Genomic DNA, 23,936 nt, shown 5'->3' with positions numbered 1-23,936 from the left:
GGAGGAATCGAGCTATGACTATTAAAGATATGATCGAGAAGAGAGCGAAGGTGTGGGAAACCGCAAAGAACTTTGTGGATACCCACGAGAATGAGAACGGCGTTCTGTCTGCGGAGGATAACGCGACTTACAGCCGTATGGAGCAGGAGATCGAGGATCTGACTGCGGCGATCGACCGTCAGCAGAGAGCCGAGGCAAGAGAGGCGGCGCTGAATCAGCCTATCAACACTCCGCTTACCGGAAGACCGGCAAAGCAGGTGGAGGAAAAGACCGGACGTGCTTCCAATGCCTACAAGGAAGACTTCGGTGCGCATCTTAGAGGTAAGAGACTTGTTCATAACGTCCTTTCCGAGGGTGTGCAGGCAGACGGGGGCTATCTTGTCCCGGAAGAGTTTGAGCGTCAGATCGTGACGGGTCTTGATGAGGCAAATGTGGTGAGAGGCCTTGCAAAGGTCATCACTACCAGCGCTGAGAGAAAGATCCCGGTTGCGGCAACTCACTCTACCGCACAGTGGACGGCAGAGAACGGTGCTTATACCGAGAGTGGTCCTACTTTCGACCAGAAGACCATTGATGCCTTCAAGCTGACTGACCTTGTGAAGGTTTCCATCGAGCTTCTGCAGGATTCCATGTTTGACCTGGAGTCTTACATTGCCGGTGAGTTCGCAAGGGCATTCGGTATTGCTGAGGAAGAGGCATTTTGCATCGGTACAGGAACCGGACAGCCTACCGGTATCTTTACCGCAAACGGTGGAACCGTAGGTGTGACTGCGGCAAGCGCAACGGCGATCACGGCGGATGAGCTGATCAACCTGATCTATTCGCTGAAGAGTCCTTACCGCAGAAATGCGAAGTTCCTTATGAACGACGCGACGGTATCCATGATCCGTAAGCTGAAGGACAAGAACGATGCCTATCTCTGGCAGCCTTCCCTTCAGGCAGGTGAGCCGGACAAGCTTCTGGGCTATGACCTTTACACTTCTCCGTATGTTCCTACGGCGAAGGCAGGAGCTCTGACTGTGGCATTCGGTGATTTCAAGAATTACTGGATTGCTGACAGATCCGGCAGAACGGTACAGAGACTCAATGAGCTCTACAGCACCAACGGTCAGGTTGGTTTCGTTGCGACGGAGCGTGTTGACGGCAAGGTGATCCTTCCGGAAGGCATCCAGCTCCTGAAGATGAAGGCAAGCGCCTGATCGTAAGAACCAGTAATGACGGCGGCAGTACAGATGATTGTGCTGCCGCTAATTTGTGAGGTGATGCAGATGACTGTGACTGTGGAAGAGATGAAGAGTTATCTCCGGGTTGATTTCGAGGATGACGATTCCCTGATCGAAAACTTCATAACGGCGGCAAAGAAGCAGTGCATGGATATCCTGCGGACGGACGATGAGGCGGATCTGGATGCGGCTCAGAACGGAAAGATCGCTGTGATGTTTACAGTGGCTTATCTGTATGAGCACAGGGAAGAAGCTGATCATCATGCGATGGATCTGACTCTTCGGGCTCTGCTGTTCGGCAGCCGGAAGGAGGGATTCTGATGGATGTGGCAGCACTCAGATCAAAGGTGACGTTCCAAAAGAATGAGACCGTGACCGACAAGTACGGTAATCACAAGAATGCCTGGACGGACTATTATACCTGCTTTGCCACAATCGGCGGTGAAGGGCTGGCCAGTTCCAAGGAAGAACAGACTGCCGGAACTACGGTTGAGGATTTCAGCATGACGGTCACCATCAGGTACTGCCGGAAGGCTGCTGCGATCGATTCCACGCATTTCCGAGTGATGTTCATGGGTGAGATCTACAACATCGTGAACATCGATCATATGAACTTCCGGAAGAAGTCACTGAAGTTCACCTGCAGGAAGGAGCGGCGCTGATGGCACAGACGATAAAGATTGACCAGCTGGCGGATACCGTGATGAAGGGTATGGAAGAATACGCGAAGCTTGCTGCGGAGGACCTGAAGAAGGATGTCCAGAAAGCAGGTAAGACCGTAAAGCAGCAGATCGAAAGCACGGCTCCGAAGAAGACGGGAAAGTATTCCAAGAGCTGGGCGGTGAAAAAGACCAGGGAAACGTCCGATTCCATCCAGATCGTGGTGCATTCCAAACGGTACCAGCTGACACATCTTTTGGAGTTTGGCCATGCGAAGCGCGGCGGTGGAAGAACAAGGGCGTTCCCTCATATCGCACCAGCGGAGCAGGCGGGCATCGAGCAGCTGACAAGGGATATCGAGCGTGACCTGCAGAAAGGCGGTTAGTAATGATGGAGATATTGCTTTTGTTATTCGTGATCGCTCTTGGGATTGCGGTGATCGGCGCTGCCGTTTACCACGGTACCCGAAGAGGCGAGGATTGTCATGGTTATCCGTATAACTGCCCGGCCTGCCGTCATGCTGCGGAATGCATTATCGAGATCGGGAGGAAGAAGGATGACGCATGAAGACGTAATGCAGATGCTGGCTGAAACGGAGATCCCTTTTGCGTATGACCATTTCGCGGAAGGGGAAAGTCCTGATCCGCCATTCATCTGCTTTTTATTTCCGGGTTCGGAGAACTTTGCTGCGGACAACGTGGTATATATGGAGTTTTCCAACCTGAGCATTGAACTTTATACCGATGAGAAGGATCCGGAACTGGAAGACAGGGTTGAGGCGGTGCTGAATGCCCATGAGCTGTTCTGGAACAAATCGGAGGTATGGATCGAGTCAGAGAAACTATACGAAGTGCTGTACCAGATGACGGTATAGCGGAAAGAGAGGTTTATTATGCCGAGTACAAACAACAAGGTGAAGTTCGGCCTTAAGAACTGCCATTATGCGTAAAAATAACTTATGCAAATTCCTGCGGAACAATTAGCGAAAGAATTGTCAGGCCGCTAAAAATGTCATATAAGTCTATGTCATGGTACTTAAAAGCATATTGTACGGAAAAACAGGATTATCGTATTTTTAAGCTGACCCGTATCATAAATTTTGAAGTTCTCACGGAAGGCTTTTGCAAAAGCTCTTTTCCAGAATTAGATGAAACATTGAAGCATACTTACAATACAATCGTACTGCGTTTCCCGAAAAATATGTCATACCGTGTTTACGATGAGTTTGACAAAACGATGATAAGCAAAAAAGAAAATGGGGATTTAATCGTATCTGCCCAAATGCCAGAAGATGAATGGCTCATAGGGTATTTATTGTCATTTGGAACGCAGGTAGATATTATAGAGCCTGTATATCTGAAAGACATCGTGGCAGAACAGGCACAGAAAATCTATGAAAAATATACCTTGTGAAACGGCCGGATGGCCATAATGGGATGCCCTGAGGGTATAAAACTTGACATAGGGTGTCAGCATAAGCGTGATATAATTTGCCTGTAAATTCTATTTGAGAAAGTGAGGGCTGAAAATGAAGCATGAATGGAAAAAGCAAGAGAAAGAAATATATGGTGTAAAAAAACCTTGTGTGCTTGATATTCCTATTCAGAAATATATCATTCTTTCTGGCAGCGGAAATCCTAATGATGAAATCTTTTCAGATAAGGTTGCCGCCCTGTTTTCGGTAGCTTATAAAATTAAGATGGCATATAAAGCAGCTGTCCCAAAGAACAATGAAATAACAGATTATACCGTATATCCATTAGAGGGAATATGGAGCATGGATTCTGAAAAAGAATATTTGGTAAAAGAAGAATTGCAGTACCGCATCATGATACGACAACCGGATTTTATTTCCAGAGAAATGTTTGATCATGCGTTAGAGACAGTAAAGGCGAGGAAAAATATTCTGTATCTGACAGATATTTCTTTTGAAACAATCTGCGATGGCAGATGCATTCAAATATTGCATAAAGGAGCGTTTGATGATGAGCCTGCGTCATTTGAGATTATGGACGGATATTGTATGGAACACGGATATAAGCGTATGGGAAAAGAACACCGTGAAATATATTTGAATCATGCTAACCGTACAGATAAAGCCAATTTGAAAACTATCTTGAGATATAAAGTTACAGATACAGAGAAACAGCAGCATAGTATTATAAAAACGAAAGGAAAATAAATATGGGCAGACCAACAACAAAAACAGATTTACTAACAGCCGCAGCCGCTAATTATGAAAAGTTAAACACTCTTGTTTCTGGATTAACAGAAAAAGAATTATCAACGCCTTTTGATTTTTCGGGTGATGAAAAAAAGAAAGAAGCTCACTGGAAAAGAGATAAAAATCTTCGTGATATTTTCATCCATCTCTATGAGTGGCATCAGCTTTTGTTAAACTGGGTGTATTCCAATCAGAACGGTGATAATAAACCGTTTCTTCCAGAACCGTATAATTGGAAAACCTATGGAGATATGAATGTGGAATTTTGGAAAAAGCATCAGTCTACATCATTAGAGGACGCAAAGAATATGTTCCAGAAATCCCATAACGGAGTAATAAAACTGGCGGAAACTTTTTCAAACGAGGAATTATTTTCGAAAGGCGTTTATAAATGGGTAGGCGGAAGCACTCTGGGTTCTTATTTTGTCAGCGTTACAGCAAGCCATTATGATTGGGCAATGAAAAAACTGAAAGCACATAGTAAAAATTGTGTCTAAATGCAGGGAGGACATACTATGCACTTCGTGAAAGCTAAAGGGATATTATCTGCTAAAAATGGAATGAATTTATATCGAGGCTGCTCACACGGGTGCATTTATTGTGACTCCAGAAGCAAATGCTATCACATGGAACACGCTTTTGAGGATATTGAAGTCAAGGAAAATGCGATTGACTTGTTGGAATATGCTCTAATTCATAAGCGAAAAAAGTGTATGATAGGCACAGGTTCTATGACAGACCCCTATATTCCGCTGGAAATGGAAATAGGGAATGTCAGAAAGGCTCTGCACTTAATATATGAGCATGGTTTTGGATTTACGGTCATAACAAAATCAAACCGCATTTTGAGAGATTTAGACCTTTTACAGAAAATAAATGAAAAGACCAAGTGCGTTGTGCAAATGACTTTGACTACTTGCAACGAAGATTTGTGCAAAAAGATTGAGCCGAATGTAAGTATGACAAGGGAGCGTTTTGAAGTATTGAAAAAGTTAAGGAACGCAGGGATACCGACAGTTGTATGGCTGACGCCGATTTTGCCGTTTATTAACGATACTGAAGATAATATTTTAGGTATTTTGGATATGTGTATTGAGGCAAAGGTTTATGGTGTTATTTGTTTTGGAATGGGGCTGACTCTCCGAGAAGGAAATCGAGAGTATTTTTATGAACAGTTAGACCGATTATTTCCTGAACTGAAAGAAAAATATATCCGTACATACGGAAATCAGTATATGATAGAAAGCGGCAACAGCAAAAATTTAATGCGGCTTTTTCACCGAAAATGCGAAGAAAATGGAATTTTGCATGACAACGGGCAAATATTTAACTATTTGCATTTCTTTGAAGAAAAGGACGACAGTAGGCAATTAAGTATTTGGGATTGGAAAGCGGGTAAAATATAAGTGTCATTTATGGAACAGAATGGATACGTTGTCCTGTTTGCGGCAGTAAAACCCGTGATAAAATCAGAGAAGATACGGTATTGAAAAATTATCTACTCTATTGTCCAAAATGTAAGCAGGAAACATTGATTGAAGTAACAAATTTGCAGATAACAGTCATCACAGAGCCAGACGCATAGACGCAGAGCCGATGAACTTGTGAAACCGTAGAGGTCACAGAGCCTTTGCGGTTTTTCTTTTGCCGTAAAGAATGGCATACAACAACGGATGGGAGAACAGGAAATGGTTTATCTGGAAAGAAGCCGAGGAAAAAATATTGTGGGAGTATGGATTTGACGAAACCATCATTGAACAAATCCGCACAGACGGCAGGGCAGACTTCAATTCTAACAGGCGGTTTTACCATTGGACAAGCGACTTCGGTGAATACCTTGAGGGGCTGCCCATTTTTCAAAGAAGAGCTTCCTGCAAAAAGAAAATACAAGAATTTGAATAGGCTATAAATTTCCCAGATATACTATTGACAAATGATATACTATGCAGTACGATATATATACTGGAGGTACAGTAGATGAACATTGACGATTGGAAATCCCAAATCAAACGAGGGACTCTTGAATTTTGTATTCTGTTGATGATAAAACAGAGAACGTCTTATGGGTATGAAATTATCAATACTTTGGAGGAATACCCTATTTTAGCTGCGAAAGAGAGTACAATCTATCCGCTGCTTAGGCGGTTGCTCAAAGAAGAATATATTTCTTCTTCATGGCAGGAAAGTTCCGAAGGCTTGCCGCCAAGGAAATATTATTCGATTACAGACAAAGGGCTTGAATACATTTCTGCAATGTCTGATGAATGGAACAATTTATTGAATGCAATTCGTAAAATCAAAGGAGAGTAAAACAATGGAAAGAATTCTGAATAATTATCTTGAAAAAATTGAAAAGTATTTGAAGCCGCTGCCGGTTTCGGAACGTGTTGACATTGTAAAAGAGATTAAGAGTGAAATGCTTGAATTGCAGGATAACGGAAAAAAAGCAGAGGAAATCATCGAGCGATTGGGCGATCCGAAAGAATTAGCAAAAGCCTATTTGGGAGATTTGATTTCCAATAGTAATTCTTTGGGCTCGAACAGAGTTCTTGCAATTTGTGCCTATTATAGTCTTGCAAGTTTTTCCGGTTTATTTGTAATTCCGATACTTGCAATTTGTTCGCCGGTATTTATTCTTTGTGCAATAGCCGCTCCCATTTTGGGAGCTGTTAAACTGATTGACGCATTGTTAAATTTAGGTATTCCCTATGCCGGTAACATCGATATTTCTGGAATACAAAATCCATTTATTGTTTTTATTCTCTGTATTATTATTGGTGTTGCATTATATCTTGTTGGATATGGCTGCTGGAAGTTATTGGTTCGTTACATCAAGGCTGTCAGCAATACAAAACGGCGCTTGTTAGAGGAAGTCCGCCCGGCCTGAAGGAACATGCATTAATGGGACGCCTGCAGGGTATGATTTTTTAGAGAAGAATATTACACAAAATTTTTAAGGTCTCACATAAAACCATAGAAAATATAATAAAAAGTACAACGAAAATTCCTTGAAAAATCAAGGAATTTTTCATTTTGTAAAGAATAACGTATAGACTTTATTCTAGTTTTTAGTCCGGATCTGGTACATTCCTAAAACTACTGTTATAATCAAACATAGTGAGTAGAGAAGTAAGAGATGGAGGAGTGTTAGAATGAGTTCAACAGTTTGGATCATTGCCGCTTTTGCGGCATATATGATTATGATGATTGTCATTGGTGCTCTTTATATGAAGAAAACCAACAATTCCGAGGATTATTTCCTGGGCGGAAGAGGGCTCGGCGGCTGGGTGGCGGCGCTGTCGGCCCAGGCCTCCGATATGAGCGGCTGGCTTCTGATGGGGCTTCCGGGAGCAGTTTACGCCTACGGCATGGGGCAGGCGTGGATTGCCATCGGCCTTCTTACAGGGACGATCCTTAACTGGGTATTTATCTCCGGGAGGCTGCGCCGCTATACCATCAGGGCAAACAATTCCCTGACCCTGCCGGCTTACTTTGAGAACCGTTTCCATGATAAGAAGCAGATTCTGCTGATAATATCCTCTGTGGTAATCGTAATCTTTTTCCTGGTCTATACGGCGTCTGCCCTGGCGGCCGGCGGTAAGCTGTTCCATCTGGTATTTGGTCTGGATTACCGGATTGCACTGACGATTGGCGCTGCCGTTATTCTCCTGTATACCTTCATGGGCGGCTTTATGGCTGTATGCGTAACGGACTTTATCCAGGGAATGCTGATGCTGGTGGGAATCCTGGCAGTTCCCATTGCTGCCTTGTTCCTGGTGGGAAGCGAAAATATGACCTCTCTTCTGGATGCCAGCGGCGTGGCCCAAGGTTCCCAGTCCTTCTTAAACCTTATGCACAGCGGCGGAAAGGCATACACGGGGATGGAGATTTTCTCCCAGTTTGCCTGGTGCTTCGGGTACTTTGGAATGCCTCACATCCTGGTGCGCTTTATGGCAGTACGGGACGAGAAGGAAATCAGAAAATCCCGCTGGATTGCGGTTGTCTGGTGTACCCTGTCCCTGGCGTTTGCCTGTGCCCTCGGCGTAATCGGCCGGGCTTACCTCTATCCTGTGATTTTGGGGACAGAGGGTGCAGGCTCTGCGGAGAATGTATTTATTGAAATGATCACCAAGGTATTCACCCAGGATCTGGCGCTGCCTTTTGTCGGCGGCCTGTTTCTCTGCGGAATTCTGGCGGCTATTATGTCAACGGCGGATTCCCAGCTCCTGGTTACGGCGTCTGCCGTGTCTGAGGATTTGTATCATCAGGTGGTGAATCCGAAGGCGGATTCCAAAAAAGTATTAAGCATCAGCCGCATTACCGTACTGGTGGTTGCAGTGCTGGCGTATATCATCGCCCTTGACCCGGACAGCAGCATTATGGGCCTGGTGTCTAATGCCTGGGCCGGCTTTGGAGCAGCTTTCGGGCCGCTGGTAGTGCTTTCCCTTTACTGGAAGCGTACCAATCTGCCTGGCGCTGTGGCCGGAATCGTTTCCGGGGCGCTGACGGTCCTGGTATGGGATTATCTGCCGCTGGCAGGAGGCCGGACTCTGGGAGCGGCTACCGGACTTTATTCCCTTGCGGTAGGCTTTGCCATCAGCCTGGCGCTGATTGCGGGGGTAAGCCTGGCAACAAAAGCGCCTTCTGAAGAGATCTTAAGAGAGTTCGAGGATGTGAAGTCGGGAAATGTGGAAGCGTAAAAAGAAAAAGACCACAGCTGTGAGCAGGGGCGGAGGGATACGATTTTCATTGAAGATTTGGAGCCGGAGTTGATAAGCTGACAGCGTGCTGGAATCAGAAAGAGTGGCAAAAGAATTCGGCGAAATAAACAAAAAAGTGCGGAAGGATTTGTGCAATTTGTAAGAAATTTTTCCGCACTTTTTTTGCAAAATCCCTTGCATTTCCCCGAAACTTCCTGTATAATCACAAATGTTGTGACATTGATAGCTGTGAAACGTGAGGTTGCTGCCCAAAAGTGGCAGGTTTTCCGTGGAGCGAATGTCAAGTTAGGAAACTGGCGACAAGTCACTGTACAAAATAACTGTCCACGTCAGGCTGCGGCATCGATAAAGCGTGGAAATACCCTTCGGGTATATCTGGATGCCAAAAAGCATGGCAGAAAAGTGGAAACAACGTGTGGATTTCTGTTTAAGAATAGGATACACACGGGAGAGTGTACAGTCACCGCTTGTCGTACTGGTCTTAAAAGTACGAAAAGGAGGCGACTTTTTTTATGGCAACTCAGGTAATGAGAATCACATTGAAGGCGTATGACCATCAGCTGGTGGATGCATCCGCAAAGAAGATCATCGAAACTGTAAAAAAGAACGGAGCACAGGTAAGCGGACCGGTACCCCTTCCCACTAAGAAAGAGGTGGTTACCATTCTGCGCGCAGTACACAAGTACAAGGACTCCAGAGAGCAGTTCGAGCAGAGGACTCATAAGAGACTCATTGATATCATTACACCGACTCAGAAGACAGTAGATGCACTGTCCAGACTGGAGATGCCTGCAGGCGTGTACATCGATATTAAGATGAAATCAAAGTAATCCTTCAGCTAGAATGAACGTTTCCTCTATAATAATAGTGTCCGCTTTGCGGCATAGAGGGAAGCCAAAAAGGCGCATATACGTTCCGCTGTAGAGAAATAAGGAGGAAGAGAAATGAAGAAAGCGATTTTGGCAACCAAAGTTGGAATGACACAGATTTTCAACGAAGACGGCGTGCTGACACCGGTTACCGTACTCCAGGCAGGTCCCTGCGTGGTAACGCAGGTAAAGACAGCAGAGAATGACGGCTACAGCGCCGTACAGGTAGGCTTTGTTGATAAGAGAGAGAAGCTGGTGAACAAGCCCTTGAAGGGACACTTCGAGAAAGCCGGCGTTTCTTATAAAAGATATGTAAGAGAGCTGAAGCTTGAGGACGCAGAAAGCTACACACTGGCACAGGAGATCAAAGCAGACATCTTCGAGGCCGGAGACAAGGTAGACGCAACTGCGGTTTCCAAGGGCAAGGGCTTCCAGGGAGCTATCAAGAGACATGGCCAGCACAGAGGACCCATGACCCACGGCTCCAAGTTCCACCGCCATCAGGGTTCCAACGGTGCATGCTCCGATCCCAGCAAGGTATTCAAGGGAAAAGGAATGCCCGGACAGATGGGCCGCAAGAAAGTGACCGTTCAGAACCTTGAGATTGTTCGGGTAGATGCAGAGAACAACCTGCTTCTGGTAAAGGGAGCGGTTCCCGGACCCAGAAAATCTTTAGTTACAATTAAAGAGACAGTAAAGGTTAGCAGATAATCTTTAGCGGAAAGGAGGACTTACAGATGGCAACAGTATCTGTTTACAATATGGAAGGTAAGGAAGTTGGCACAATGGACTTAAACGATGCTGTATTCGGTGTGGAAGTAAACGAGCACCTGGTACACATGGCCGTTGTGGCACAGCTTGCAAATAAGCGTCAGGGAACGCAGAAAGCAAAGACTCGTTCCGAAGTATCCGGCGGCGGAAGAAAGCCCTGGAGACAAAAAGGAACCGGTCATGCAAGACAGGGTTCAACAAGAGCTCCCCAATGGACGGGCGGCGGAGTGGTATTCGCTCCCACGCCGAGAGATTACACCATTCGTCTGAACAAGAAGGAGAAGAGACTGGCTCTCAAGTCCGCTCTGACCTCCAGGGTTCAGGAGAAGAAGCTCATTGTAGTAGACGAGCTGAAATTCGACGAGATTAAGACCAAGAACTTCAAGAACGTTCTGGATAACTTAAAGACCACAAAGGCGCTGGTTGTTCTGAATGACAATGACAAGAACGTGGTAATGTCCGCAAGAAACATTCCGGATGTAAAAACGGCTCTTACAAATACCATCAACGTATTTGACATTCTGAAGTACAACACGCTTATCGTAACCAAGGACGCAGTAGCAACAATCGAGGAGGTGTACGCATAATGGCAGATTTGAAGTATTATGATGTGATTCAGAAGCCAATCATCACTGAGAAGAGTATGGCTGCTATGGGCGAAAAGAAATATACCTTCCTGGTTCACACAGATGCAACAAAGTCTCAGGTAAAGGAAGCCGTTGAGAAGATGTTCGCGGGAACCAAGGTAAAGAGCGTAAACACCATGAACCTGGACGGCAAGAAGAAGAGACGGGGCATGGTAACAGGCAAGACCGCCAAGACCAAGAAAGCTATCGTACAGCTTACCGCCGAGAGCGCAGACATCGAGATTTTCGAGGGACTGTAAGCTTCGGCAGGTTTCAGACTATATGCATTGCAGCATGACAATAAACGCAGAAACGAAAGGAGTGAACTGTAATGGGAATTAAAACATATAACCCATATACACCTTCCAGAAGACATATGACAGGTTCCGACTTCTCGGAGATCACCAAGAAGGAGCCGGAGAAGGCGCTGCTTGTTTCCTTGAACAAGAACGCCGGTCGTAACAATCAGGGTAAGATTACCGTAAGACACCGCGGAGGCGGTTCCAGAAGAAAATACAGACTTATTGATTTCAAGAGAAGGAAAGACGGAGTACCGGCAACGGTTATCGGAATCGAGTACGATCCCAACCGTACCGCCAACATCGCCCTTATCTGCTACGCAGACGGCGAGAAGGCTTACATCCTTGCACCCCAGGGCTTAAAGGATGGCATGAAGGTTATGAACGGGCCGGAGGCTGAGGTAAGAATCGGCAACTGCCTGCCCTTATCCGAGATTCCCGTAGGTACTCAGATTCATAATATTGAGCTTCATCCCGGCAAGGGCGGCCAGATGGTTCGTTCCGCAGGAAACAGCGCACAGCTCATGGCAAAGGAAGGAAAGTACGCAACCTTACGTCTTCCCTCCGGCGAGATGAGAATGGTTCCCTTAAACTGCCGCGCAACCATCGGTGTAGTAGGAAATGCAGAGCATAACCTGATCAACATCGGTAAGGCCGGCCGCAAGCGTCACATGGGCATCCGTCCCACCGTCCGCGGTTCTGTTATGAACCCCAACGACCATCCCCACGGCGGCGGCGAAGGAAAGACTGGTATCGGTCGTCCGGGTCCCAGCACACCCTGGGGCAAGCCTGCTCTTGGTCTTAAGACAAGAAAGAAGAACAAGCAGTCTAACAAGTTAATTGTAAGAAGAAGAGACGGTAAAACATTCAAGTAAGGAGGAAAAACCATGGCTCGCTCATTAAAAAAAGGACCATTTGCAGACGAAAGCTTACTGAAAAAAGTAAATGCGATGAACGAAACAGGTGACAAGACCGTGATTAAGACCTGGTCCCGCCGTTCCACCATCTTTCCGCAGATGGTTGGTCATACAATCGCAGTGCATGATGGAAGAAGACATGTTCCGGTATATATCACAGAGGATATGGTAGGACATAAGCTGGGAGAGTTCGTTCCCACCAGAACCTACAGAGGACATGGCAAAGACGAGAAGAAATCCAAACGTTAATCGCAATTACTTTTTGAAAGGAGATTCATCCAATGGCTAAGGGACATAGAAGTCAGATAAAGAGAGAAAGAAATGCCCAGAAGGATAACCGGCCATCAGCAAAGCTGTCTTACGCCCGCGTATCCGTTCAGAAGGCATGCTTCGTATTAGATGCCATCCGTGGCAAAGACGTGGACACAGCCCTCGGAATTTTGACCTATAATCCGAGATATGCGTCCAGCATAATCAAGAAATTACTGGAGTCTGCCCGGGCAAATGCAGAGTATGTATACAGCATTGACCCGGAAAAGTATCCGAATCCGGATAACCTTTACGTAGCGGAATGCTACGCCAACAAAGGACCTACAATGAAGAGAATCAGACCGAGAGCACAGGGCCGGGCTTACAGAATCGAGAAGAGAATGAGCCACATCACAATTGTGCTTGATGAGAAATAGGAGGTAAAGCATGGGACAGAAAGTTAATCCGCACGGCCTCAGAGTCGGCGTTATTAAAGATTGGGATTCCAGATGGTATGCAGAAGATTCCTTCGCTGATTATCTTGTAGAGGACTACAACATCCGTAAATTCCTGAAGAAGAAATTGTACAATGCAGGCGTGTCCAAGATTGAGATTGAGCGCGCTTCTGACAGAGTGAAGGTTATCATCTACACCGCAAAGCCGGGCGTAGTTATCGGCAAGGGCGGTTCTGAGATTGAGAAGGTAAAGGCAGAGCTTGCAGGCTACACAGACAAGAAGCTTATCGTAGACATCAAGGAGATCAAGAGACCGGACCGTGATGCGCAGCTGGTAGCCGAGAACATCGCACTGCAGCTTGAGAATCGTGTATCCTTCCGCCGCGCCATGAAGTCTACCATGCAGAGAAGCATGAAGGCTGGCGCAAAGGGAATCAAGACAGCAGTAGCAGGCCGTGTAGGCGGAGCCGATATGGCCCGTACCGAGTTCTACAGCGAGGGAACCATTCCGCTGCAGACCTTAAGAGCAGATATTGACTATGGATTCGCAGAGGCAGATACCACCTACGGCAAGATTGGCGTAAAGGTATGGATCTACAAGGGCGAAGTACTTCCTGCGAAGGGAAACAAGGAAGGGAGCGATAAATAATGTTAATGCCGAAGAGAGTAAAGCGTCGTAAGCAGTTCCGCGGCTCCATGGCAGGTAAGGCTTTGAGAGGCAACAAGATTACCATGGGAGAGTTCGGAATCGTCGCTGCAGAACCCTGTTGGATTAAATCAAATCAGATAGAGGCAGCCCGTATTGCCATGACACGTTATATGAAGCGTGGCGGTAAGGTCTGGATCAAGATTTTCCCGGATAAACCGGTAACAGCAAAGCCGGCTGAGACCCGTATGGGTTCCGGTAAAGGAACTCTGGAGTACTGGGTAGCCGTTGTAAAGCCGGGCCGTGTGATGTTCGAGGTCGCCGGTGTACCAGAAGAAACAGCCAGAGAGGCGCTTCGTCTTGCAATGCACAAGCTGCCATGCAAGTGTAAGATCGTTTCTAAAGCAGACTTAGAAGGCGGTGATAACAGTGAAAATTAATAAGTATGTAGAAGAATTAAAGGCAAAATCTGCTGCTGAATTAAATGAAGAATTAGTAGCTGCGAAAAAGGAACTGTTCAACTTAAGATTCCAGAACGCGACAAATCAGTTGGAGAACACAAGCAGAATCAAAGAGGTTCGCAAGAACATCGCCAGAATCCAGACTGTTATCGCACAGAAGGCGAATGCATAATATTGCGGAAGGAGAATTGTCGTGGAAAGAAATTTGAGAAAAACCCGTACAGGTAAAGTAGTGAGCGACAAGATGGATAAGACCATTGTTGTAGCCGTAGAAGATCATGTAAAGCATCCCCTTTACAAAAAGATCGTTAAAAATACCTACAAGCTGAAGGCGCATGACGAGAACAATGAGTGCCGTATCGGCGACACGGTAAAGGTTATGGAGACAAGACCTCTGTCCAAGGATAAGAGATGGAGACTCGTTGAGATCATAGAGAAAGCGAAATAGTATAAGGAGGTTACCGGCATGGTACAACAGGAAACCAGACTGAGAGTTGCTGACAATACCGGCGCAAAGGAACTTCTTTGCATCCGCGTGTTGGGCGGTTCAACCAGAAGATATGCAAATATCGGTGATATCATTGTTGCCAGCGTTAAAGATGCAACACCAGGCGGTGTTGTTAAAAAAGGCGATGTGGTAAAGGCCGTTGTGGTTCGTACAGTAAAGGGCGCTCGTCGGAAAGACGGTTCTTATATCAGATTTGACGAAAATGCAGCAGTAATTATCAAGGATGACAAGAACCCCAGAGGAACACGTATTTTTGGACCAGTAGCAAGAGAGCTTCGTGAAAAACAGTTTATGAAGATTGTTTCACTTGCTCCGGAAGTATTATAGGAGGGTGCCAGATGTCAACAGTTAAGATTAAGAAAGGCGACACCGTAAAGGTGATTGCCGGCAGAGACAAGGACAAAGAGGGCAAGGTAATTGCCGTCAATCATAAGAAGAACACCGTCGTTGTAGAGGGTGTGAACATCATCACAAAGCACACAAAGCCTTCCGTTGCAAACCAGAACGGCGGAATCATCCACCAGGAGGCCCCCATTGCCATTTCAAATGTGATGTACAGTCTGAAGGGCAAAGTTACCAGAATCGGCTTCAAGATGGATGGAGATAAGAAAGTCCGCTATGCGAAAGCAACTGGCGAAGTGATTGACTAATTAGGGAAGGAGGTTTAGGAAGTTGAGTAGATTAAAAGAAAAGTATACGAATGAAATCGTAGACGCAATGATGAAAAAGTTTGGATACAAGAACATCATGGAAGTGCCGAAGCTTGACAAGATTGTGGTAAACATGGGCGTTGGCGAGGCCAAGGACAATGCAAAGGTCCTGGAATCTGCTGTCAAGGACATGGAGACCATCACAGGCCAGAAGGCTGTTCTTACAAGAGCAAAGAATTCCGTTGCAAACTTCAAGATCAGAGAAGGTATGGCAATCGGATGTAAGGTAACCCTCCGCGGCGAGAAAATGTATGAGTTTGCGGATCGTCTGATTAACCTGGCGCTGCCTCGTGTACGTGACTTCCGTGGAATCAATCCGGATGCATTTGATGGAAGAGGAAATTACGCCCTTGGTATCAAGGAGCAGCTGATTTTCCCTGAAATTGAGTATGACAAGGTAGATAAGGTGAGAGGTATGGACGTTATTTTCGTAACAACCGCCAAGACCGACGAAGAAGCTCGTGAATTACTGACATTATTCAACATGCCGTTTAGAAAACAGTAATATAGGAGGGAAAATTTCATGGCTAAGACAGCAATGAAGATTAAGCAGCAGCGGAAACAGAAATTCTCCGTAAGAGAATACAACCGCTGCAGAATTTGCGGCCGTCCGCACGCATATCTGAGAAAATACGGAATCTGCAGAATCTGCTTCCGTGAGTTAGCATATAAAGGACAGATCCCTGGCGTTAAGAAGGCAAGCTGGTAAAGGAGGCAAACAGTAATGGCATTGACAACGAATGATCCCATTGCGGATATGCTTACAAGAATTCGTAATGCGAATACCGCAAAACATGATACAGTTGACGTTCCCGCTTCCAAGATGAAGATTGCGATTGCAAACATCCTGGTAGACGAGGGATACATTGCAAAGTATGACCTTGTAGAGGACGGAAACTTCAAGACCATCCGTATCACCTTAAAGTATGGAAAAGACAAGAACGAGAAGATTATCTCCGGTCTTAAGAGAATTTCCAAGCCGGGTCTGCGGGTATATGCGAATAAGGAAGAGCTGCCCAAGGTACTGGGAGGGCTTGGAATTGCAATTATTTCCACCAACAAGGGTGTCATCACCGACAAGGAAGCCCGCGCACAGGGCGTTGGCGGCGAGGTACTGGCTTTCATCTGGTAAGACAGGCCGAAAGCAACTGAAAACAGAGAGAACAAAGCATTCTCTCCGAGAATTTAAGTTATTAGGAGGTAAATTGGTATGTCACGAATCGGAAGACTGCCGGTTGCCATTCCTGCAGGCGTCACAGTAGACATCGCAGAGGGCAACAAAGTGACCGTAAAAGGTCCCAAGGGAACACTTGAGAGAGTATTACCCGAAGAAATGGAAATTAAGTTAGAGGAGGGTCAGGTAGTAGTTGCAAGACCCAGCGATTTAAAGAAAATGAAATCCTTACATGGTCTGACAAGAACCTTGATTCATAACATGGTAGTTGGCGTAAGCGAAGGTTATGAGAAGGTTCTGGAGGTGAACGGTGTCGGCTACCGTGCTGCCAAGTCCGGCAATAAGCTGACATTGTCCCTTGGATACTCTCATCCGGTAGAGATGATTGATCCGGAAGGCCTGGAGTCTGTAGTAGACGGTAACAAGATCACCGTAAAGGGAATCGACAAAGAAAAGGTTGGCCAATACGCAGCGGAAATCAGAGATAAGAGAAGACCGGAACCTTACAAGGGCAAGGGTATCAAGTATGCTGATGAAGTGATCAGACGTAAAGTTGGTAAGACCGGTAAGAAATAAGTAAGGAGAGTATAAGAATGGTTAGCAAAAAGACAAGAAGCGTAGTTCGCCAGAATAAACATAGAAAAATACGTAATCATATCAGCGGCACTGCTGAAAGACCGCGTCTGGCTGTGTTTAGAAGTAATAATCATATGTATGCTCAAATTATTGACGATACGGTCGGCAATACTCTTGTTGCAGCCTCCACCCTGGAGAAGGATGTGAAGGCGGAGCTGGAGAAGACGAATAACGTTGATGCTGCAGCATACCTGGGAAAAGTGATTGCCAAGAAGGCCCTTGATAAAGGTATTAAGGTAGTTGTCTTTGACAGAGGCGGCTTTATATATCAAGGTAAGATTCAGGCATTGGCAGATGCAGCCCGCGAGGCTGGATTGGAATTCTAGGAAAGGAAGGAAAAGACACATGAGACATGAGATTATTGATCCGAGCCAGTTGGAATTAACGGATAAAGTAGTGTCAATCAAGCGTGTAAGCAAGACTGTCAAGGGCGGTCGTACCATGCGTTTCACAGCTTTGGTAGTTGTGGGAGACGGCAACGGCCATGTCGGAGCAGGTCTTGGAAAGGCCACCGAGATTCCGGAAGCAATCCGCAAGGGCAAAGAGGATGCCATGAAGAAGCTGATCACGGTAGCGATTGACGAGAACAATAGTATCACACATGATTTTATCGGAAAGTTCGGCAGCGCATCCGTACTGCTTAAGAGAGCCCCGGAAGGTACTGGTGTTATCGCAGGAGGTCCGGCACGTAACGTACTGGAGCTTGCCGGCATCAAGAATATCCGTACCAAGTCCTTAGGCTCCAACAACAAACAGAACGTTGTTCTGGCAACCATCGCAGGACTGAAGGCTCTGAAGACTCCGGAGGAAGTTGCGAAGAATCGCGGCAAATCTGTTGAAGAGATTACGAACTAGGAGGAAACAGACATGGCAGATAAATTAAAAATTACCTTAGTGAAATCTCCGATAGGTGCTGTTCCCAAGCAGAAGGCAACGGTTGAGGCTCTCGGCCTTAGAAAGCTTCACAAAACCGTTGAGATGCCGGATAACGAGGCAGTCAGAGGAATGATTTGGCACGTTAAGCACTTAGTTAAAGTAGAAGAAGTATAGATCATACAGAATAGGAGGTGGCATGATGGACTTATCAAACTTACAGTATGCTGAAGGCTCCAAGCAGAGCAATAACTTCAGAAGAGGCCGCGGACACGGCTCAGGAAATGGTAAGACAGCCGGTAAGGGACACAAGGGACAGAAAGCGCGTTCCGGTGCACCGAGACCGGGCTTTGAGGGCGGCCAGATGCCCTTATACAGAAGACTTCCGAAGAGAGGATTTACAAACCGCAATTCCAAAGTAATCGTTGGAATCAATGTAAGTGCTCTGGAAGTATTTGAAAATGACACAGTTGTTTCCGTAGAGACACTGTTAGAGCAGGGCATTGTTAAGAATCCCCGTGATGGCGTTAAGATCCTTGGTAACGGAGAACTGACAAAGAAGCTGACTGTTCAGGCGAATGCTTTCTCAGAGGGCGCAAAAGCCAAAATTGAAGCTCTTGGTGGAAAAGCTGAGGTGATCTAATGTTTAAAACATTACAGAACGCATTTAAAATTAAGGAGATCCGGCAAAAGCTTGTGTTTACCTTCCTGATGGTTATGGTCATCCGGTTAGGCTCACAGCTTCCTGTTCCGGGTGTCAATAGAACCTTTCTTGCCCAGTGGCTGGCCCAGAATACCGGTGATGCTTTCAATCTCATTGACTCCTTTACCGGCGGCTCACTGGCAAGCATGTCATTATTTGCGTTAGGTATCAACCCCTATATCACATCCTCCATTATTATGCAGCTTCTTACCATAGCGATTCCAAAGCTGGAAGAGATGCAGAAGGATGGAGAGGATGGAAGAAAGAAGATCCAGAATATCACCCGCTATGTGACCATTGTACTGGCGCTGATTGAGGGTGCGGCCATGACCATCGGTTTCGGAGGACAAGGCCTTCTGGAGAATCCCACCTGGTATAATATGGCAGTTGTGGTAATCACACTGACTGCCGGAAGTGCATTCCTTATGTGGATCGGCGAGCGCATCACACAGAACGGTGTTGGCAACGGTATCTCCATTGTACTTTTGGTAAATATTGTTTCCCGTATACCGGATGATTTTTACCGTCTGTACACCATGTTCATTCAGAACAGAAGCGTGGCAAAGGGCGTTCTTGCGGGAGTGATTATTCTTGCGGTCATTCTGGTAACGGTTGTATTTGTTATTGTTCTGCAGGATGGGGAGAGGAGAATCCCCGTTCAGTACAGCAAGAAGCTTCAGGGCAGAAAGGTTGTGGGCGGACAGAGTACCCACATCCCCATGAAGGTGAATACTGCCGGCGTAATCCCGGTTATCTTCGCTTCCTCTCTGATGTCATTTCCCGGTGTCATTGCATCCTTGATTGGTAAGGGAGGCGGAACGGGAGTGGGAAGCAAGATCTTGAGAGCCTTAAGCTCCGGAAGCTGGTGCAATCCCAAGGAGCCGGTTTACAGCCTGGGCCTTCTGCTTTATATTGTACTCGTTGTATTCTTTGCATATTTCTATACCTCCATTACCTTTAATCCTATGGAGATTGCGGACAATATGAAGAAGCAGGGCGGCTTTGTACCGGGTATTCGTCCCGGCCGGCCTACAACCGAGTATTTGACAAAGATTTTAAACTATATTGTTTTCATTGGTGCAATCGGCCTTATTATCGTATGCGTGATCCCGATTTTCTTTAACGGAGTATTCGGAGCCAATGTGTCCTTCGGCGGAACCTCCATCATCATCATTGTCGGTGTTGTACTGGAGACCTTGAAGCAGATTGAATCACAGATGGCAGTGCGCTATTACAAAGGCTTTTTGAACGATTAGGAAAAACCTTTCTAGCCTGTGCGGAAGCTTCCGCGCAGGCTATCGAAGGTTATGGTAAAAGGAGCACATAGTGCCGCCGCGCAGCGGCTTTAATGGTAAAGCCGCAAAGGCGCACGAGAGGAACTTTTATGAGTGCTTTTTCGAATAAAAGTTTCTCTCATAACCGGTGTGTCGCAGCGGCTTTACCCTTTAGTGCCGTCGCGCAGCGACTTTAATAGGAGGATTACGATGAAGGTTATTATGTTGGGGGCCCCGGGTGCAGGAAAAGGCACACAGGCAAAGAAAATAGCTGACAAATATCAGATTCCCCATATTTCCACGGGCGATATTTTCAGAGCAAATATAAAGAACGGGACAGAGCTTGGAACAAAGGCCAAGGCTTATATGGATCAGGGACTTCTGGTTCCGGATGAGCTGACGCTGGAGCTGATTATGGATCGTTTTAAGGAGCCGGATTGTAAGAATGGTTATGTCCTGGACGGCTTCCCCAGAACCATCCCTCAGGCGGAAGCTCTCACGAGAGCTCTGGAGGAGCAGGGCGAGAGTATCGACTATGCGGTAAATGTGGAGGTGCCGGATGAAAATATTATCAGCCGCATGTCCGGACGGAGAGCCTGCCTCTCCTGCGGCGCAACCTACCACATTGTACATATTCCCACAAAGGTAGAAGGAGTATGTGATCGATGCGGCGAGAAGCTGGTTCTTCGGGACGACGACAGGCCCGAGACCGTAGAGAAGCGCCTCGGTGTTTACCACAGCCAGACACAGCCTTTGATTGAGTACTATACCAGCCAGGGAAAGCTGGCGGAGGTAGACGGCACGCAGGAGATGGAAGCTGTGTTTGAAGCGATTGTAAAAATATTAGGAGCATAGGGCTTGAAAGTAAAAATTTCAAACTCTATCTGGATGACGCAGTAAATGCGTCAAGAAAGAGGAAAGCATGTCAGTAAGTATTAAATCTGCCAGAGAAATTGAACTGATGCGGACAGCCGGAAAGCTTCTGGAGGAGGTTCACAATGAACTTGCGGATTTTGTGAAGCCGGGAATCTCTACCTTGGATATTGACCGTTACGGAGAACGGCTGATCCGGAACCGGGGATGTATTCCGAATTTTCTGAATTACAACGGCTATCCGGCTTCCATCTGTGTTTCGGTGAATGACGAGGTGGTTCACGGGATTCCCTGCCGGGAGCGGATTCTGGAGGAAGGCGATATCGTAAGCCTGGATGCCGGCCTTATTTACAAGGGCTATCACTCCGATGCGGCAAGAACCCATGCGGTAGGAAAGATAAGCCCGGAGGCGGAGCAGCTTATCAGAGCCACAAAGCAGAGCTTTTTTGAAGGAATCAAGTACGCCAGAGCAGGACGCCATCTTCACGAGATCTCCAATGCCATCAATGATTACATTGACACTTTCGGTTATGGAGTGGTTCAGGATCTGGTCGGCCACGGAATCGGGACGAAGCTCCATGAGGACCCTCAGATTCCAAACTTTCATCAAAGAAGGCGCGGCTTGAAGCTGATGCCGGGAATGACTTTGGCGATTGAGCCTATGATTAATGCAGGAACCTGGCAGGTATCCTGGCTGGATGACGACTGGACGGTAGTGACCGATGACGGTTCCCTTTCCGCACATTATGAGAATACGGTTCTGATTACTGACGGAGAACCGGAGATTCTGACATTGTCACTGTGAGGCGTGCCTATGGAGAACATTGTACCGGGCATGATGGCCCGATCAAGAGCAGGCCGCGATAAGGGAAGTCTGTATCTCATTATGAAGACAGAGGGCGAATATGTATATCTGACAGACGGAGTCAGGCGGCCTCTTGCGAAGCCAAAGAAGAAGAAATACAGACATATTCAAATCATAAAGCAGGTGCCGGAGAATTGGGATCCGGACCGGATAAGCGATGACAACGTAAAGCGGATGCTGAAAGAATATGAAAAGAAGTCCGCAAATCTAAATCTGATCAAAGTGGAGGGAAAAAATGTCTAAAGCAGATGTAATCGAAATTGAAGGAACCGTAGTGGAGAAGCTGCCCAATGCCATGTTTCAAGTTGAGCTGGAGAACGGCCATCAAGTATTGGCTCATATCAGCGGAAAGCTCCGGATGAACTTTATCCGGATTCTTCCGGGGGATAAGGTGACGATTGAGATGTCTCCTTATGATTTGTCTAAAGGAAGGATTATTTGGAGAGACAAGTAAGTAAGAGGGTAAAAATGTAAGAATCGTAGAGCTTGTACAGAACTGTACAGGCTCTTTTTTATATAATATGACGAACATAAAGAAAAATAAAAATACTATTTTATGGAAAATGATTGCTTTTTTCTGGAAAGACGGTATAATAGTATGTATTAGATGAACAAAAAACAGATTCTAAAGCTTTTGTACGGGATTCCGTGAAAGAAGCAGGAGGAAGAGGCTATGAAAAGTTATTGTGTGAAGCCGCGAATTTATATGGAGAGAGAAGGACTGCGTGAAGTATTAAGGGGAGTCACGCAGGCCTTTATTGTTACGGACAAATTTATGCATGAGAGCGGTAAGGTAAGTTATCTGACAGAGCTTTTGGAGGAGCTTGGAATCGAATACCGGATTTTTTCCGAAGTTCGTCCCGATCCGGACATAGCAACCGTAACCAAAGGGATTGAGATGATTGCAGACTTTAAGCCCCAGGCGCTGTTAGCTCTGGGAGGAGGCTCCCCCATTGATGCGGCTAAGGCTATGAATTACCTGGCGGCGCGCCAGGGCTTTATCACGAAATGCCGTTTTGTGGCAATCCCTACCACCAGCGGCACAGGAACCGAGGTGAGCCGGTTCTCGGTGATCAGCGATCCGGAGCAGTCAGCAAAGTATGCCCTTGTGGAGGATGAGCTTCTTCCGGACGCAGCGCTACTGGATGCAGAGCTTACGAAGAGCGTGCCTCCGGCCATCACGGCGGATACGGGGATCGACGTTCTGACCCATGCCATAGAAGCTTTTGTGTCCACCAATGCCAATGATTTTACAGACGCAGCGGCCGAAAAGGCTATCAAGCTGGTGAGAAGCAATCTGCTCCGGGCCTACAAGACACCGGAGGATATGACAGCGCGGCAGAAGATGCATCATGCATCCTGCCTGGCCGGTATGGCTTTCAGCAATGCGGGCCTTGGCCTGAACCACAGCATGGCTCACACCCTGGGAGGACATTTTCACATTCCCCACGGCCGGGCCAACGCTATTTTCCTTCCTTATGTAATGAGCTTTAACGCAGGCTGCAGGGATAAGGCAACGCCGACCATGAACCGCTACGCCAGAATCGCCCGCTGCTGCTGGCTGGAAGGGGCGAGCATGCGCAACAGCGCCTTCAATGTAATCCGCTCCACTAAGCAGCTGATCAAGCAGCTGGGCCTGCCCACCAGCATCGGGGAGGCAGGAGTGCCAAGAGCAGACTTTATGGCAGCCCTGGATGAGATGGTAGAGGCGGCGCTTCAGGATACCTGTACAGCCACCAATCCAAGGACATGTACGCCGGAAGAGCTCCGGGCCTTGTTCCAGGAGGCATATGAGGGAAGAAGAATCTAGGAAAGGGGGGACTCCGGTGTTTGGAGAAGAGCATAAGGAACGGATTATTCAGGAATTTGTCCCTGGCAAGCAGGTGACGCTGGCCCATGTGATCCCCAATCCCGTGGATGCGCTGTATGGAAAGATGGGCCTCATTGACGCAGAGGGAGCCATCGGCATCTTTACCATTACGCCCAGCGAGGCGGCCATTATCGCAGCCGATGTTGCCAGCAAGGCGGCTGGGATTACCATCGGATTTGTAGACCGTTTTAACGGTTCCTTAATTATCACGGGAGATGTTGCCGATGTGGAAGCGGCCCTCCATGATGTGATGCATGTGCTCTGCGACGGAATGGGTTTTGCAGGAACACCGATTACACGTTCCTAAAGGATCAGAAAGCGGCATACAT

At 46.8% G+C, this 23,936-nt stretch carries 42 protein-coding genes and 1 pseudogene; all 43 read left to right on the top strand.

Annotated features, from left to right (window positions below; translation table 11 throughout):
- Window positions 1-14 precede the first annotated feature (14 nt).
- The gene (locus VV089_RS15100; protein WP_334336473.1) at window positions 15-1,199 is read left to right on the top strand and encodes a phage major capsid protein; all 1,185 of its coding nucleotides are present in this window, start codon (window positions 15-17) and stop codon (window positions 1,197-1,199) included.
- Window positions 1,200-1,214: 15 nt separating this feature from the next.
- A complete protein-coding gene (locus tag VV089_RS15095; RefSeq protein ID WP_442891551.1) occupies window positions 1,215-1,544 on the top strand; it encodes a head-tail connector protein in 330 nt (109 codons plus the stop codon).
- On the top strand, window positions 1,544-1,885 hold the full coding sequence (locus VV089_RS15090) for a phage head closure protein (protein WP_278796350.1): 342 nt from the start codon (window positions 1,544-1,546) through the stop codon (window positions 1,883-1,885). The genes VV089_RS15095 and VV089_RS15090 overlap by 1 nt, the downstream gene beginning before the upstream one ends.
- The gene (locus tag VV089_RS15085; RefSeq protein ID WP_278796351.1) at window positions 1,885-2,268 is read left to right on the top strand and encodes an HK97 gp10 family phage protein; all 384 of its coding nucleotides are present in this window, start codon (window positions 1,885-1,887) and stop codon (window positions 2,266-2,268) included. The genes VV089_RS15090 and VV089_RS15085 overlap by 1 nt, the downstream gene beginning before the upstream one ends.
- A 2-nt stretch (window positions 2,269-2,270) precedes the next feature.
- Window positions 2,271-2,450, top strand: coding sequence for a hypothetical protein (locus VV089_RS15080; RefSeq protein ID WP_334336472.1), 180 nt, complete (start codon window positions 2,271-2,273; stop codon window positions 2,448-2,450).
- Window positions 2,440-2,757 carry a hypothetical protein gene (locus tag VV089_RS15075; RefSeq protein ID WP_334336471.1) on the top strand — a complete coding sequence of 106 codons (318 nt, stop codon included), beginning with the start codon at window positions 2,440-2,442 and terminating at the stop codon, window positions 2,755-2,757. Before VV089_RS15080 ends, VV089_RS15075 begins: the two co-directional genes overlap by 11 nt.
- Before the next feature lie 59 nt (window positions 2,758-2,816).
- Entirely contained in the window at window positions 2,817-3,296 is a 480-nt protein-coding gene (locus VV089_RS15070; protein ID WP_334337582.1) for a helix-turn-helix transcriptional regulator, read from the top strand.
- Window positions 3,297-3,411: 115 nt separating this feature from the next.
- Window positions 3,412-4,065 (top strand): GyrI-like domain-containing protein, encoded by a 654-nt coding sequence (locus VV089_RS15065; protein ID WP_334336470.1) that lies wholly within the window; start codon window positions 3,412-3,414, stop codon window positions 4,063-4,065.
- 2 nt (window positions 4,066-4,067) lie between these two features.
- On the top strand, window positions 4,068-4,604 hold the full coding sequence (locus VV089_RS15060) for a ClbS/DfsB family four-helix bundle protein (RefSeq protein ID WP_334336469.1): 537 nt from the start codon (window positions 4,068-4,070) through the stop codon (window positions 4,602-4,604).
- 18 nt (window positions 4,605-4,622) lie between these two features.
- Window positions 4,623-5,513, top strand: coding sequence for an SPL family radical SAM protein (locus tag VV089_RS15055; protein WP_334336468.1), 891 nt, complete (start codon window positions 4,623-4,625; stop codon window positions 5,511-5,513).
- Window positions 5,510-5,692, top strand: a complete 183-nt coding sequence (locus VV089_RS15050) for a cysteine-rich KTR domain-containing protein (protein ID WP_120409526.1) — start codon at window positions 5,510-5,512, stop codon at window positions 5,690-5,692. Before VV089_RS15055 ends, VV089_RS15050 begins: the two co-directional genes overlap by 4 nt.
- 71 nt (window positions 5,693-5,763) lie before the next feature.
- Window positions 5,764-5,976 (top strand): annotated as a pseudogene (locus tag VV089_RS15045) (sigma-70 family RNA polymerase sigma factor); the annotation flags it as partial.
- A gap of 108 nt (window positions 5,977-6,084) precedes the next feature.
- The gene (locus VV089_RS15040; protein ID WP_334336467.1) at window positions 6,085-6,417 is read left to right on the top strand and encodes a PadR family transcriptional regulator; all 333 of its coding nucleotides are present in this window, start codon (window positions 6,085-6,087) and stop codon (window positions 6,415-6,417) included.
- Between the two features lie 4 nt (window positions 6,418-6,421).
- Window positions 6,422-6,994 carry a DUF1700 domain-containing protein gene (locus VV089_RS15035; RefSeq protein WP_334336466.1) on the top strand — a complete coding sequence of 191 codons (573 nt, stop codon included), beginning with the start codon at window positions 6,422-6,424 and terminating at the stop codon, window positions 6,992-6,994.
- Between the two features lie 265 nt (window positions 6,995-7,259).
- Window positions 7,260-8,807 (top strand): sodium/proline symporter PutP, encoded by a 1,548-nt coding sequence (putP, locus tag VV089_RS15030; protein ID WP_334336465.1) that lies wholly within the window; start codon window positions 7,260-7,262, stop codon window positions 8,805-8,807.
- A 533-nt stretch (window positions 8,808-9,340) separates the two neighbouring features.
- Window positions 9,341-9,658 (top strand): 30S ribosomal protein S10, encoded by a 318-nt coding sequence (gene rpsJ, locus VV089_RS15025; protein ID WP_172543915.1) that lies wholly within the window; start codon window positions 9,341-9,343, stop codon window positions 9,656-9,658.
- A 114-nt stretch (window positions 9,659-9,772) separates the two neighbouring features.
- Window positions 9,773-10,408 (top strand): 50S ribosomal protein L3, encoded by a 636-nt coding sequence (rplC, locus tag VV089_RS15020; protein WP_172543916.1) that lies wholly within the window; start codon window positions 9,773-9,775, stop codon window positions 10,406-10,408.
- Window positions 10,409-10,434: 26 nt separating this feature from the next.
- On the top strand, window positions 10,435-11,055 hold the full coding sequence (gene rplD, locus VV089_RS15015; RefSeq protein WP_172543917.1) for a 50S ribosomal protein L4: 621 nt from the start codon (window positions 10,435-10,437) through the stop codon (window positions 11,053-11,055).
- Window positions 11,055-11,354: a 50S ribosomal protein L23 gene (gene rplW / locus VV089_RS15010; RefSeq protein WP_172543918.1), complete on the top strand. Its 300-nt coding sequence runs from the start codon at window positions 11,055-11,057 to the stop codon at window positions 11,352-11,354. Before rplD ends, rplW begins: the two co-directional genes overlap by 1 nt.
- A 71-nt stretch (window positions 11,355-11,425) precedes the next feature.
- Entirely contained in the window at window positions 11,426-12,268 is an 843-nt protein-coding gene (gene rplB, locus VV089_RS15005; protein ID WP_172543919.1) for a 50S ribosomal protein L2, read from the top strand.
- A gap of 12 nt (window positions 12,269-12,280) precedes the next feature.
- The gene (rpsS, locus tag VV089_RS15000; protein WP_172543920.1) at window positions 12,281-12,559 is read left to right on the top strand and encodes a 30S ribosomal protein S19; all 279 of its coding nucleotides are present in this window, start codon (window positions 12,281-12,283) and stop codon (window positions 12,557-12,559) included.
- Window positions 12,560-12,591: 32 nt separating this feature from the next.
- A complete protein-coding gene (gene rplV, locus VV089_RS14995) occupies window positions 12,592-12,996 on the top strand; it encodes a 50S ribosomal protein L22 (protein WP_160569152.1) in 405 nt (134 codons plus the stop codon).
- Window positions 12,997-13,006: 10 nt separating this feature from the next.
- Window positions 13,007-13,663 (top strand): 30S ribosomal protein S3, encoded by a 657-nt coding sequence (rpsC, locus tag VV089_RS14990; RefSeq protein ID WP_172543921.1) that lies wholly within the window; start codon window positions 13,007-13,009, stop codon window positions 13,661-13,663.
- Window positions 13,663-14,100, top strand: coding sequence for a 50S ribosomal protein L16 (rplP, locus tag VV089_RS14985; protein ID WP_334336464.1), 438 nt, complete (start codon window positions 13,663-13,665; stop codon window positions 14,098-14,100). The genes rpsC and rplP overlap by 1 nt, the downstream gene beginning before the upstream one ends.
- Window positions 14,090-14,293: a 50S ribosomal protein L29 gene (gene rpmC, locus VV089_RS14980; RefSeq protein WP_334336463.1), complete on the top strand. Its 204-nt coding sequence runs from the start codon at window positions 14,090-14,092 to the stop codon at window positions 14,291-14,293. The genes rplP and rpmC overlap by 11 nt, the downstream gene beginning before the upstream one ends.
- A gap of 21 nt (window positions 14,294-14,314) precedes the next feature.
- On the top strand, window positions 14,315-14,569 hold the full coding sequence (rpsQ, locus tag VV089_RS14975; RefSeq protein ID WP_334336462.1) for a 30S ribosomal protein S17: 255 nt from the start codon (window positions 14,315-14,317) through the stop codon (window positions 14,567-14,569).
- Between the two features lie 18 nt (window positions 14,570-14,587).
- Window positions 14,588-14,956: a 50S ribosomal protein L14 gene (gene rplN / locus VV089_RS14970; RefSeq protein WP_172543925.1), complete on the top strand. Its 369-nt coding sequence runs from the start codon at window positions 14,588-14,590 to the stop codon at window positions 14,954-14,956.
- An 11-nt stretch (window positions 14,957-14,967) separates the two neighbouring features.
- On the top strand, window positions 14,968-15,279 hold the full coding sequence (gene rplX / locus VV089_RS14965) for a 50S ribosomal protein L24 (RefSeq protein WP_172543926.1): 312 nt from the start codon (window positions 14,968-14,970) through the stop codon (window positions 15,277-15,279).
- Window positions 15,280-15,301: 22 nt separating this feature from the next.
- The gene (rplE, locus tag VV089_RS14960; RefSeq protein ID WP_334336461.1) at window positions 15,302-15,844 is read left to right on the top strand and encodes a 50S ribosomal protein L5; all 543 of its coding nucleotides are present in this window, start codon (window positions 15,302-15,304) and stop codon (window positions 15,842-15,844) included.
- A gap of 18 nt (window positions 15,845-15,862) precedes the next feature.
- Window positions 15,863-16,048 (top strand): type Z 30S ribosomal protein S14, encoded by a 186-nt coding sequence (locus VV089_RS14955; protein ID WP_172543928.1) that lies wholly within the window; start codon window positions 15,863-15,865, stop codon window positions 16,046-16,048.
- Between the two features lie 21 nt (window positions 16,049-16,069).
- Entirely contained in the window at window positions 16,070-16,471 is a 402-nt protein-coding gene (gene rpsH, locus VV089_RS14950) for a 30S ribosomal protein S8 (protein WP_160569187.1), read from the top strand.
- A gap of 78 nt (window positions 16,472-16,549) precedes the next feature.
- Window positions 16,550-17,089: a 50S ribosomal protein L6 gene (gene rplF / locus VV089_RS14945; RefSeq protein ID WP_172543929.1), complete on the top strand. Its 540-nt coding sequence runs from the start codon at window positions 16,550-16,552 to the stop codon at window positions 17,087-17,089.
- 17 nt (window positions 17,090-17,106) lie between these two features.
- Window positions 17,107-17,475 (top strand): 50S ribosomal protein L18, encoded by a 369-nt coding sequence (gene rplR / locus VV089_RS14940; RefSeq protein WP_160569138.1) that lies wholly within the window; start codon window positions 17,107-17,109, stop codon window positions 17,473-17,475.
- A 19-nt stretch (window positions 17,476-17,494) separates the two neighbouring features.
- Window positions 17,495-18,004, top strand: a complete 510-nt coding sequence (gene rpsE / locus VV089_RS14935; RefSeq protein ID WP_172543930.1) for a 30S ribosomal protein S5 — start codon at window positions 17,495-17,497, stop codon at window positions 18,002-18,004.
- Between the two features lie 12 nt (window positions 18,005-18,016).
- Window positions 18,017-18,199, top strand: coding sequence for a 50S ribosomal protein L30 (gene rpmD / locus VV089_RS14930; protein ID WP_172543931.1), 183 nt, complete (start codon window positions 18,017-18,019; stop codon window positions 18,197-18,199).
- Window positions 18,200-18,224: 25 nt separating this feature from the next.
- Complete coding sequence (gene rplO / locus VV089_RS14925) at window positions 18,225-18,665, top strand: 50S ribosomal protein L15 (RefSeq protein ID WP_172543936.1); 441 nt, start codon at window positions 18,225-18,227, stop codon at window positions 18,663-18,665.
- Window positions 18,665-19,981, top strand: coding sequence for a preprotein translocase subunit SecY (gene secY / locus VV089_RS14920; RefSeq protein WP_172543932.1), 1,317 nt, complete (start codon window positions 18,665-18,667; stop codon window positions 19,979-19,981). The genes rplO and secY overlap by 1 nt, the downstream gene beginning before the upstream one ends.
- Before the next feature lie 228 nt (window positions 19,982-20,209).
- Complete coding sequence (locus VV089_RS14915; RefSeq protein ID WP_334336460.1) at window positions 20,210-20,854, top strand: adenylate kinase; 645 nt, start codon at window positions 20,210-20,212, stop codon at window positions 20,852-20,854.
- Window positions 20,855-20,921: 67 nt separating this feature from the next.
- Window positions 20,922-21,677 (top strand): type I methionyl aminopeptidase, encoded by a 756-nt coding sequence (gene map / locus VV089_RS14910; protein ID WP_334336459.1) that lies wholly within the window; start codon window positions 20,922-20,924, stop codon window positions 21,675-21,677.
- A 9-nt stretch (window positions 21,678-21,686) separates the two neighbouring features.
- On the top strand, window positions 21,687-21,980 hold the full coding sequence (locus VV089_RS14905) for a KOW domain-containing RNA-binding protein (protein WP_172542533.1): 294 nt from the start codon (window positions 21,687-21,689) through the stop codon (window positions 21,978-21,980).
- The gene (gene infA, locus VV089_RS14900; protein WP_158363570.1) at window positions 21,973-22,191 is read left to right on the top strand and encodes a translation initiation factor IF-1; all 219 of its coding nucleotides are present in this window, start codon (window positions 21,973-21,975) and stop codon (window positions 22,189-22,191) included. The genes VV089_RS14905 and infA overlap by 8 nt, the downstream gene beginning before the upstream one ends.
- 219 nt (window positions 22,192-22,410) lie before the next feature.
- Window positions 22,411-23,547 (top strand): 1-propanol dehydrogenase PduQ, encoded by a 1,137-nt coding sequence (locus VV089_RS14895; RefSeq protein ID WP_172542532.1) that lies wholly within the window; start codon window positions 22,411-22,413, stop codon window positions 23,545-23,547.
- Window positions 23,528-23,914, top strand: a complete 387-nt coding sequence (locus tag VV089_RS14890; RefSeq protein ID WP_172542531.1) for a BMC domain-containing protein — start codon at window positions 23,528-23,530, stop codon at window positions 23,912-23,914. The genes VV089_RS14895 and VV089_RS14890 overlap by 20 nt, the downstream gene beginning before the upstream one ends.
- Window positions 23,915-23,936 lie beyond the last annotated feature (22 nt).

Origin of the sequence: Candidatus Merdisoma sp. JLR.KK011 (assembly GCF_036941125.1) — a bacterium.
In the GTDB taxonomy this organism is placed as follows: Bacteria; Bacillota; Clostridia; order Lachnospirales; family Lachnospiraceae; genus Laedolimicola.
This window is presented reverse-complemented; position numbering and strand designations above follow the sequence as displayed.

Bases quoted from the DNA above. Each gene is read 5' to 3' on its own strand.
- VV089_RS15100 (WP_334336473.1), top strand. From the start codon at position 15: ATGACTATTAAAGATATGATCGAGAAGAGAGCGAAGGTGTGGGAAACC.
- VV089_RS15095 (WP_442891551.1), top strand. From the start codon at position 1,215: ATGACGGCGGCAGTACAGATGATTGTGCTGCCGCTAATTTGTGAGGTG.
- VV089_RS15090 (WP_278796350.1), top strand. From the start codon at position 1,544: ATGGATGTGGCAGCACTCAGATCAAAGGTGACGTTCCAAAAGAATGAG.
- VV089_RS15085 (WP_278796351.1), top strand. From the start codon at position 1,885: ATGGCACAGACGATAAAGATTGACCAGCTGGCGGATACCGTGATGAAG.
- VV089_RS15080 (WP_334336472.1), top strand. From the start codon at position 2,271: ATGATGGAGATATTGCTTTTGTTATTCGTGATCGCTCTTGGGATTGCG.
- VV089_RS15075 (WP_334336471.1), top strand. From the start codon at position 2,440: ATGACGCATGAAGACGTAATGCAGATGCTGGCTGAAACGGAGATCCCT.
- VV089_RS15065 (WP_334336470.1), top strand. From the start codon at position 3,412: ATGAAGCATGAATGGAAAAAGCAAGAGAAAGAAATATATGGTGTAAAA.
- VV089_RS15060 (WP_334336469.1), top strand. From the start codon at position 4,068: ATGGGCAGACCAACAACAAAAACAGATTTACTAACAGCCGCAGCCGCT.
- VV089_RS15055 (WP_334336468.1), top strand. From the start codon at position 4,623: ATGCACTTCGTGAAAGCTAAAGGGATATTATCTGCTAAAAATGGAATG.
- VV089_RS15040 (WP_334336467.1), top strand. From the start codon at position 6,085: ATGAACATTGACGATTGGAAATCCCAAATCAAACGAGGGACTCTTGAA.
- VV089_RS15035 (WP_334336466.1), top strand. From the start codon at position 6,422: ATGGAAAGAATTCTGAATAATTATCTTGAAAAAATTGAAAAGTATTTG.
- putP (WP_334336465.1), top strand. From the start codon at position 7,260: ATGAGTTCAACAGTTTGGATCATTGCCGCTTTTGCGGCATATATGATT.
- rpsJ (WP_172543915.1), top strand. From the start codon at position 9,341: ATGGCAACTCAGGTAATGAGAATCACATTGAAGGCGTATGACCATCAG.
- rplC (WP_172543916.1), top strand. From the start codon at position 9,773: ATGAAGAAAGCGATTTTGGCAACCAAAGTTGGAATGACACAGATTTTC.
- rplD (WP_172543917.1), top strand. From the start codon at position 10,435: ATGGCAACAGTATCTGTTTACAATATGGAAGGTAAGGAAGTTGGCACA.
- rplW (WP_172543918.1), top strand. From the start codon at position 11,055: ATGGCAGATTTGAAGTATTATGATGTGATTCAGAAGCCAATCATCACT.
- rplB (WP_172543919.1), top strand. From the start codon at position 11,426: ATGGGAATTAAAACATATAACCCATATACACCTTCCAGAAGACATATG.
- rpsS (WP_172543920.1), top strand. From the start codon at position 12,281: ATGGCTCGCTCATTAAAAAAAGGACCATTTGCAGACGAAAGCTTACTG.
- rplV (WP_160569152.1), top strand. From the start codon at position 12,592: ATGGCTAAGGGACATAGAAGTCAGATAAAGAGAGAAAGAAATGCCCAG.
- rpsC (WP_172543921.1), top strand. From the start codon at position 13,007: ATGGGACAGAAAGTTAATCCGCACGGCCTCAGAGTCGGCGTTATTAAA.
- rplP (WP_334336464.1), top strand. From the start codon at position 13,663: ATGTTAATGCCGAAGAGAGTAAAGCGTCGTAAGCAGTTCCGCGGCTCC.
- rplN (WP_172543925.1), top strand. From the start codon at position 14,588: ATGGTACAACAGGAAACCAGACTGAGAGTTGCTGACAATACCGGCGCA.
- rplX (WP_172543926.1), top strand. From the start codon at position 14,968: ATGTCAACAGTTAAGATTAAGAAAGGCGACACCGTAAAGGTGATTGCC.
- VV089_RS14955 (WP_172543928.1), top strand. From the start codon at position 15,863: ATGGCTAAGACAGCAATGAAGATTAAGCAGCAGCGGAAACAGAAATTC.
- rplF (WP_172543929.1), top strand. From the start codon at position 16,550: ATGTCACGAATCGGAAGACTGCCGGTTGCCATTCCTGCAGGCGTCACA.
- rplR (WP_160569138.1), top strand. From the start codon at position 17,107: ATGGTTAGCAAAAAGACAAGAAGCGTAGTTCGCCAGAATAAACATAGA.
- rpsE (WP_172543930.1), top strand. From the start codon at position 17,495: ATGAGACATGAGATTATTGATCCGAGCCAGTTGGAATTAACGGATAAA.
- rpmD (WP_172543931.1), top strand. From the start codon at position 18,017: ATGGCAGATAAATTAAAAATTACCTTAGTGAAATCTCCGATAGGTGCT.
- rplO (WP_172543936.1), top strand. From the start codon at position 18,225: ATGGACTTATCAAACTTACAGTATGCTGAAGGCTCCAAGCAGAGCAAT.
- secY (WP_172543932.1), top strand. From the start codon at position 18,665: ATGTTTAAAACATTACAGAACGCATTTAAAATTAAGGAGATCCGGCAA.
- VV089_RS14915 (WP_334336460.1), top strand. From the start codon at position 20,210: ATGAAGGTTATTATGTTGGGGGCCCCGGGTGCAGGAAAAGGCACACAG.
- map (WP_334336459.1), top strand. From the start codon at position 20,922: ATGTCAGTAAGTATTAAATCTGCCAGAGAAATTGAACTGATGCGGACA.
- VV089_RS14905 (WP_172542533.1), top strand. From the start codon at position 21,687: ATGGAGAACATTGTACCGGGCATGATGGCCCGATCAAGAGCAGGCCGC.
- infA (WP_158363570.1), top strand. From the start codon at position 21,973: ATGTCTAAAGCAGATGTAATCGAAATTGAAGGAACCGTAGTGGAGAAG.
- VV089_RS14895 (WP_172542532.1), top strand. From the start codon at position 22,411: ATGAAAAGTTATTGTGTGAAGCCGCGAATTTATATGGAGAGAGAAGGA.
- VV089_RS14890 (WP_172542531.1), top strand. From the start codon at position 23,528: ATGAGGGAAGAAGAATCTAGGAAAGGGGGGACTCCGGTGTTTGGAGAA.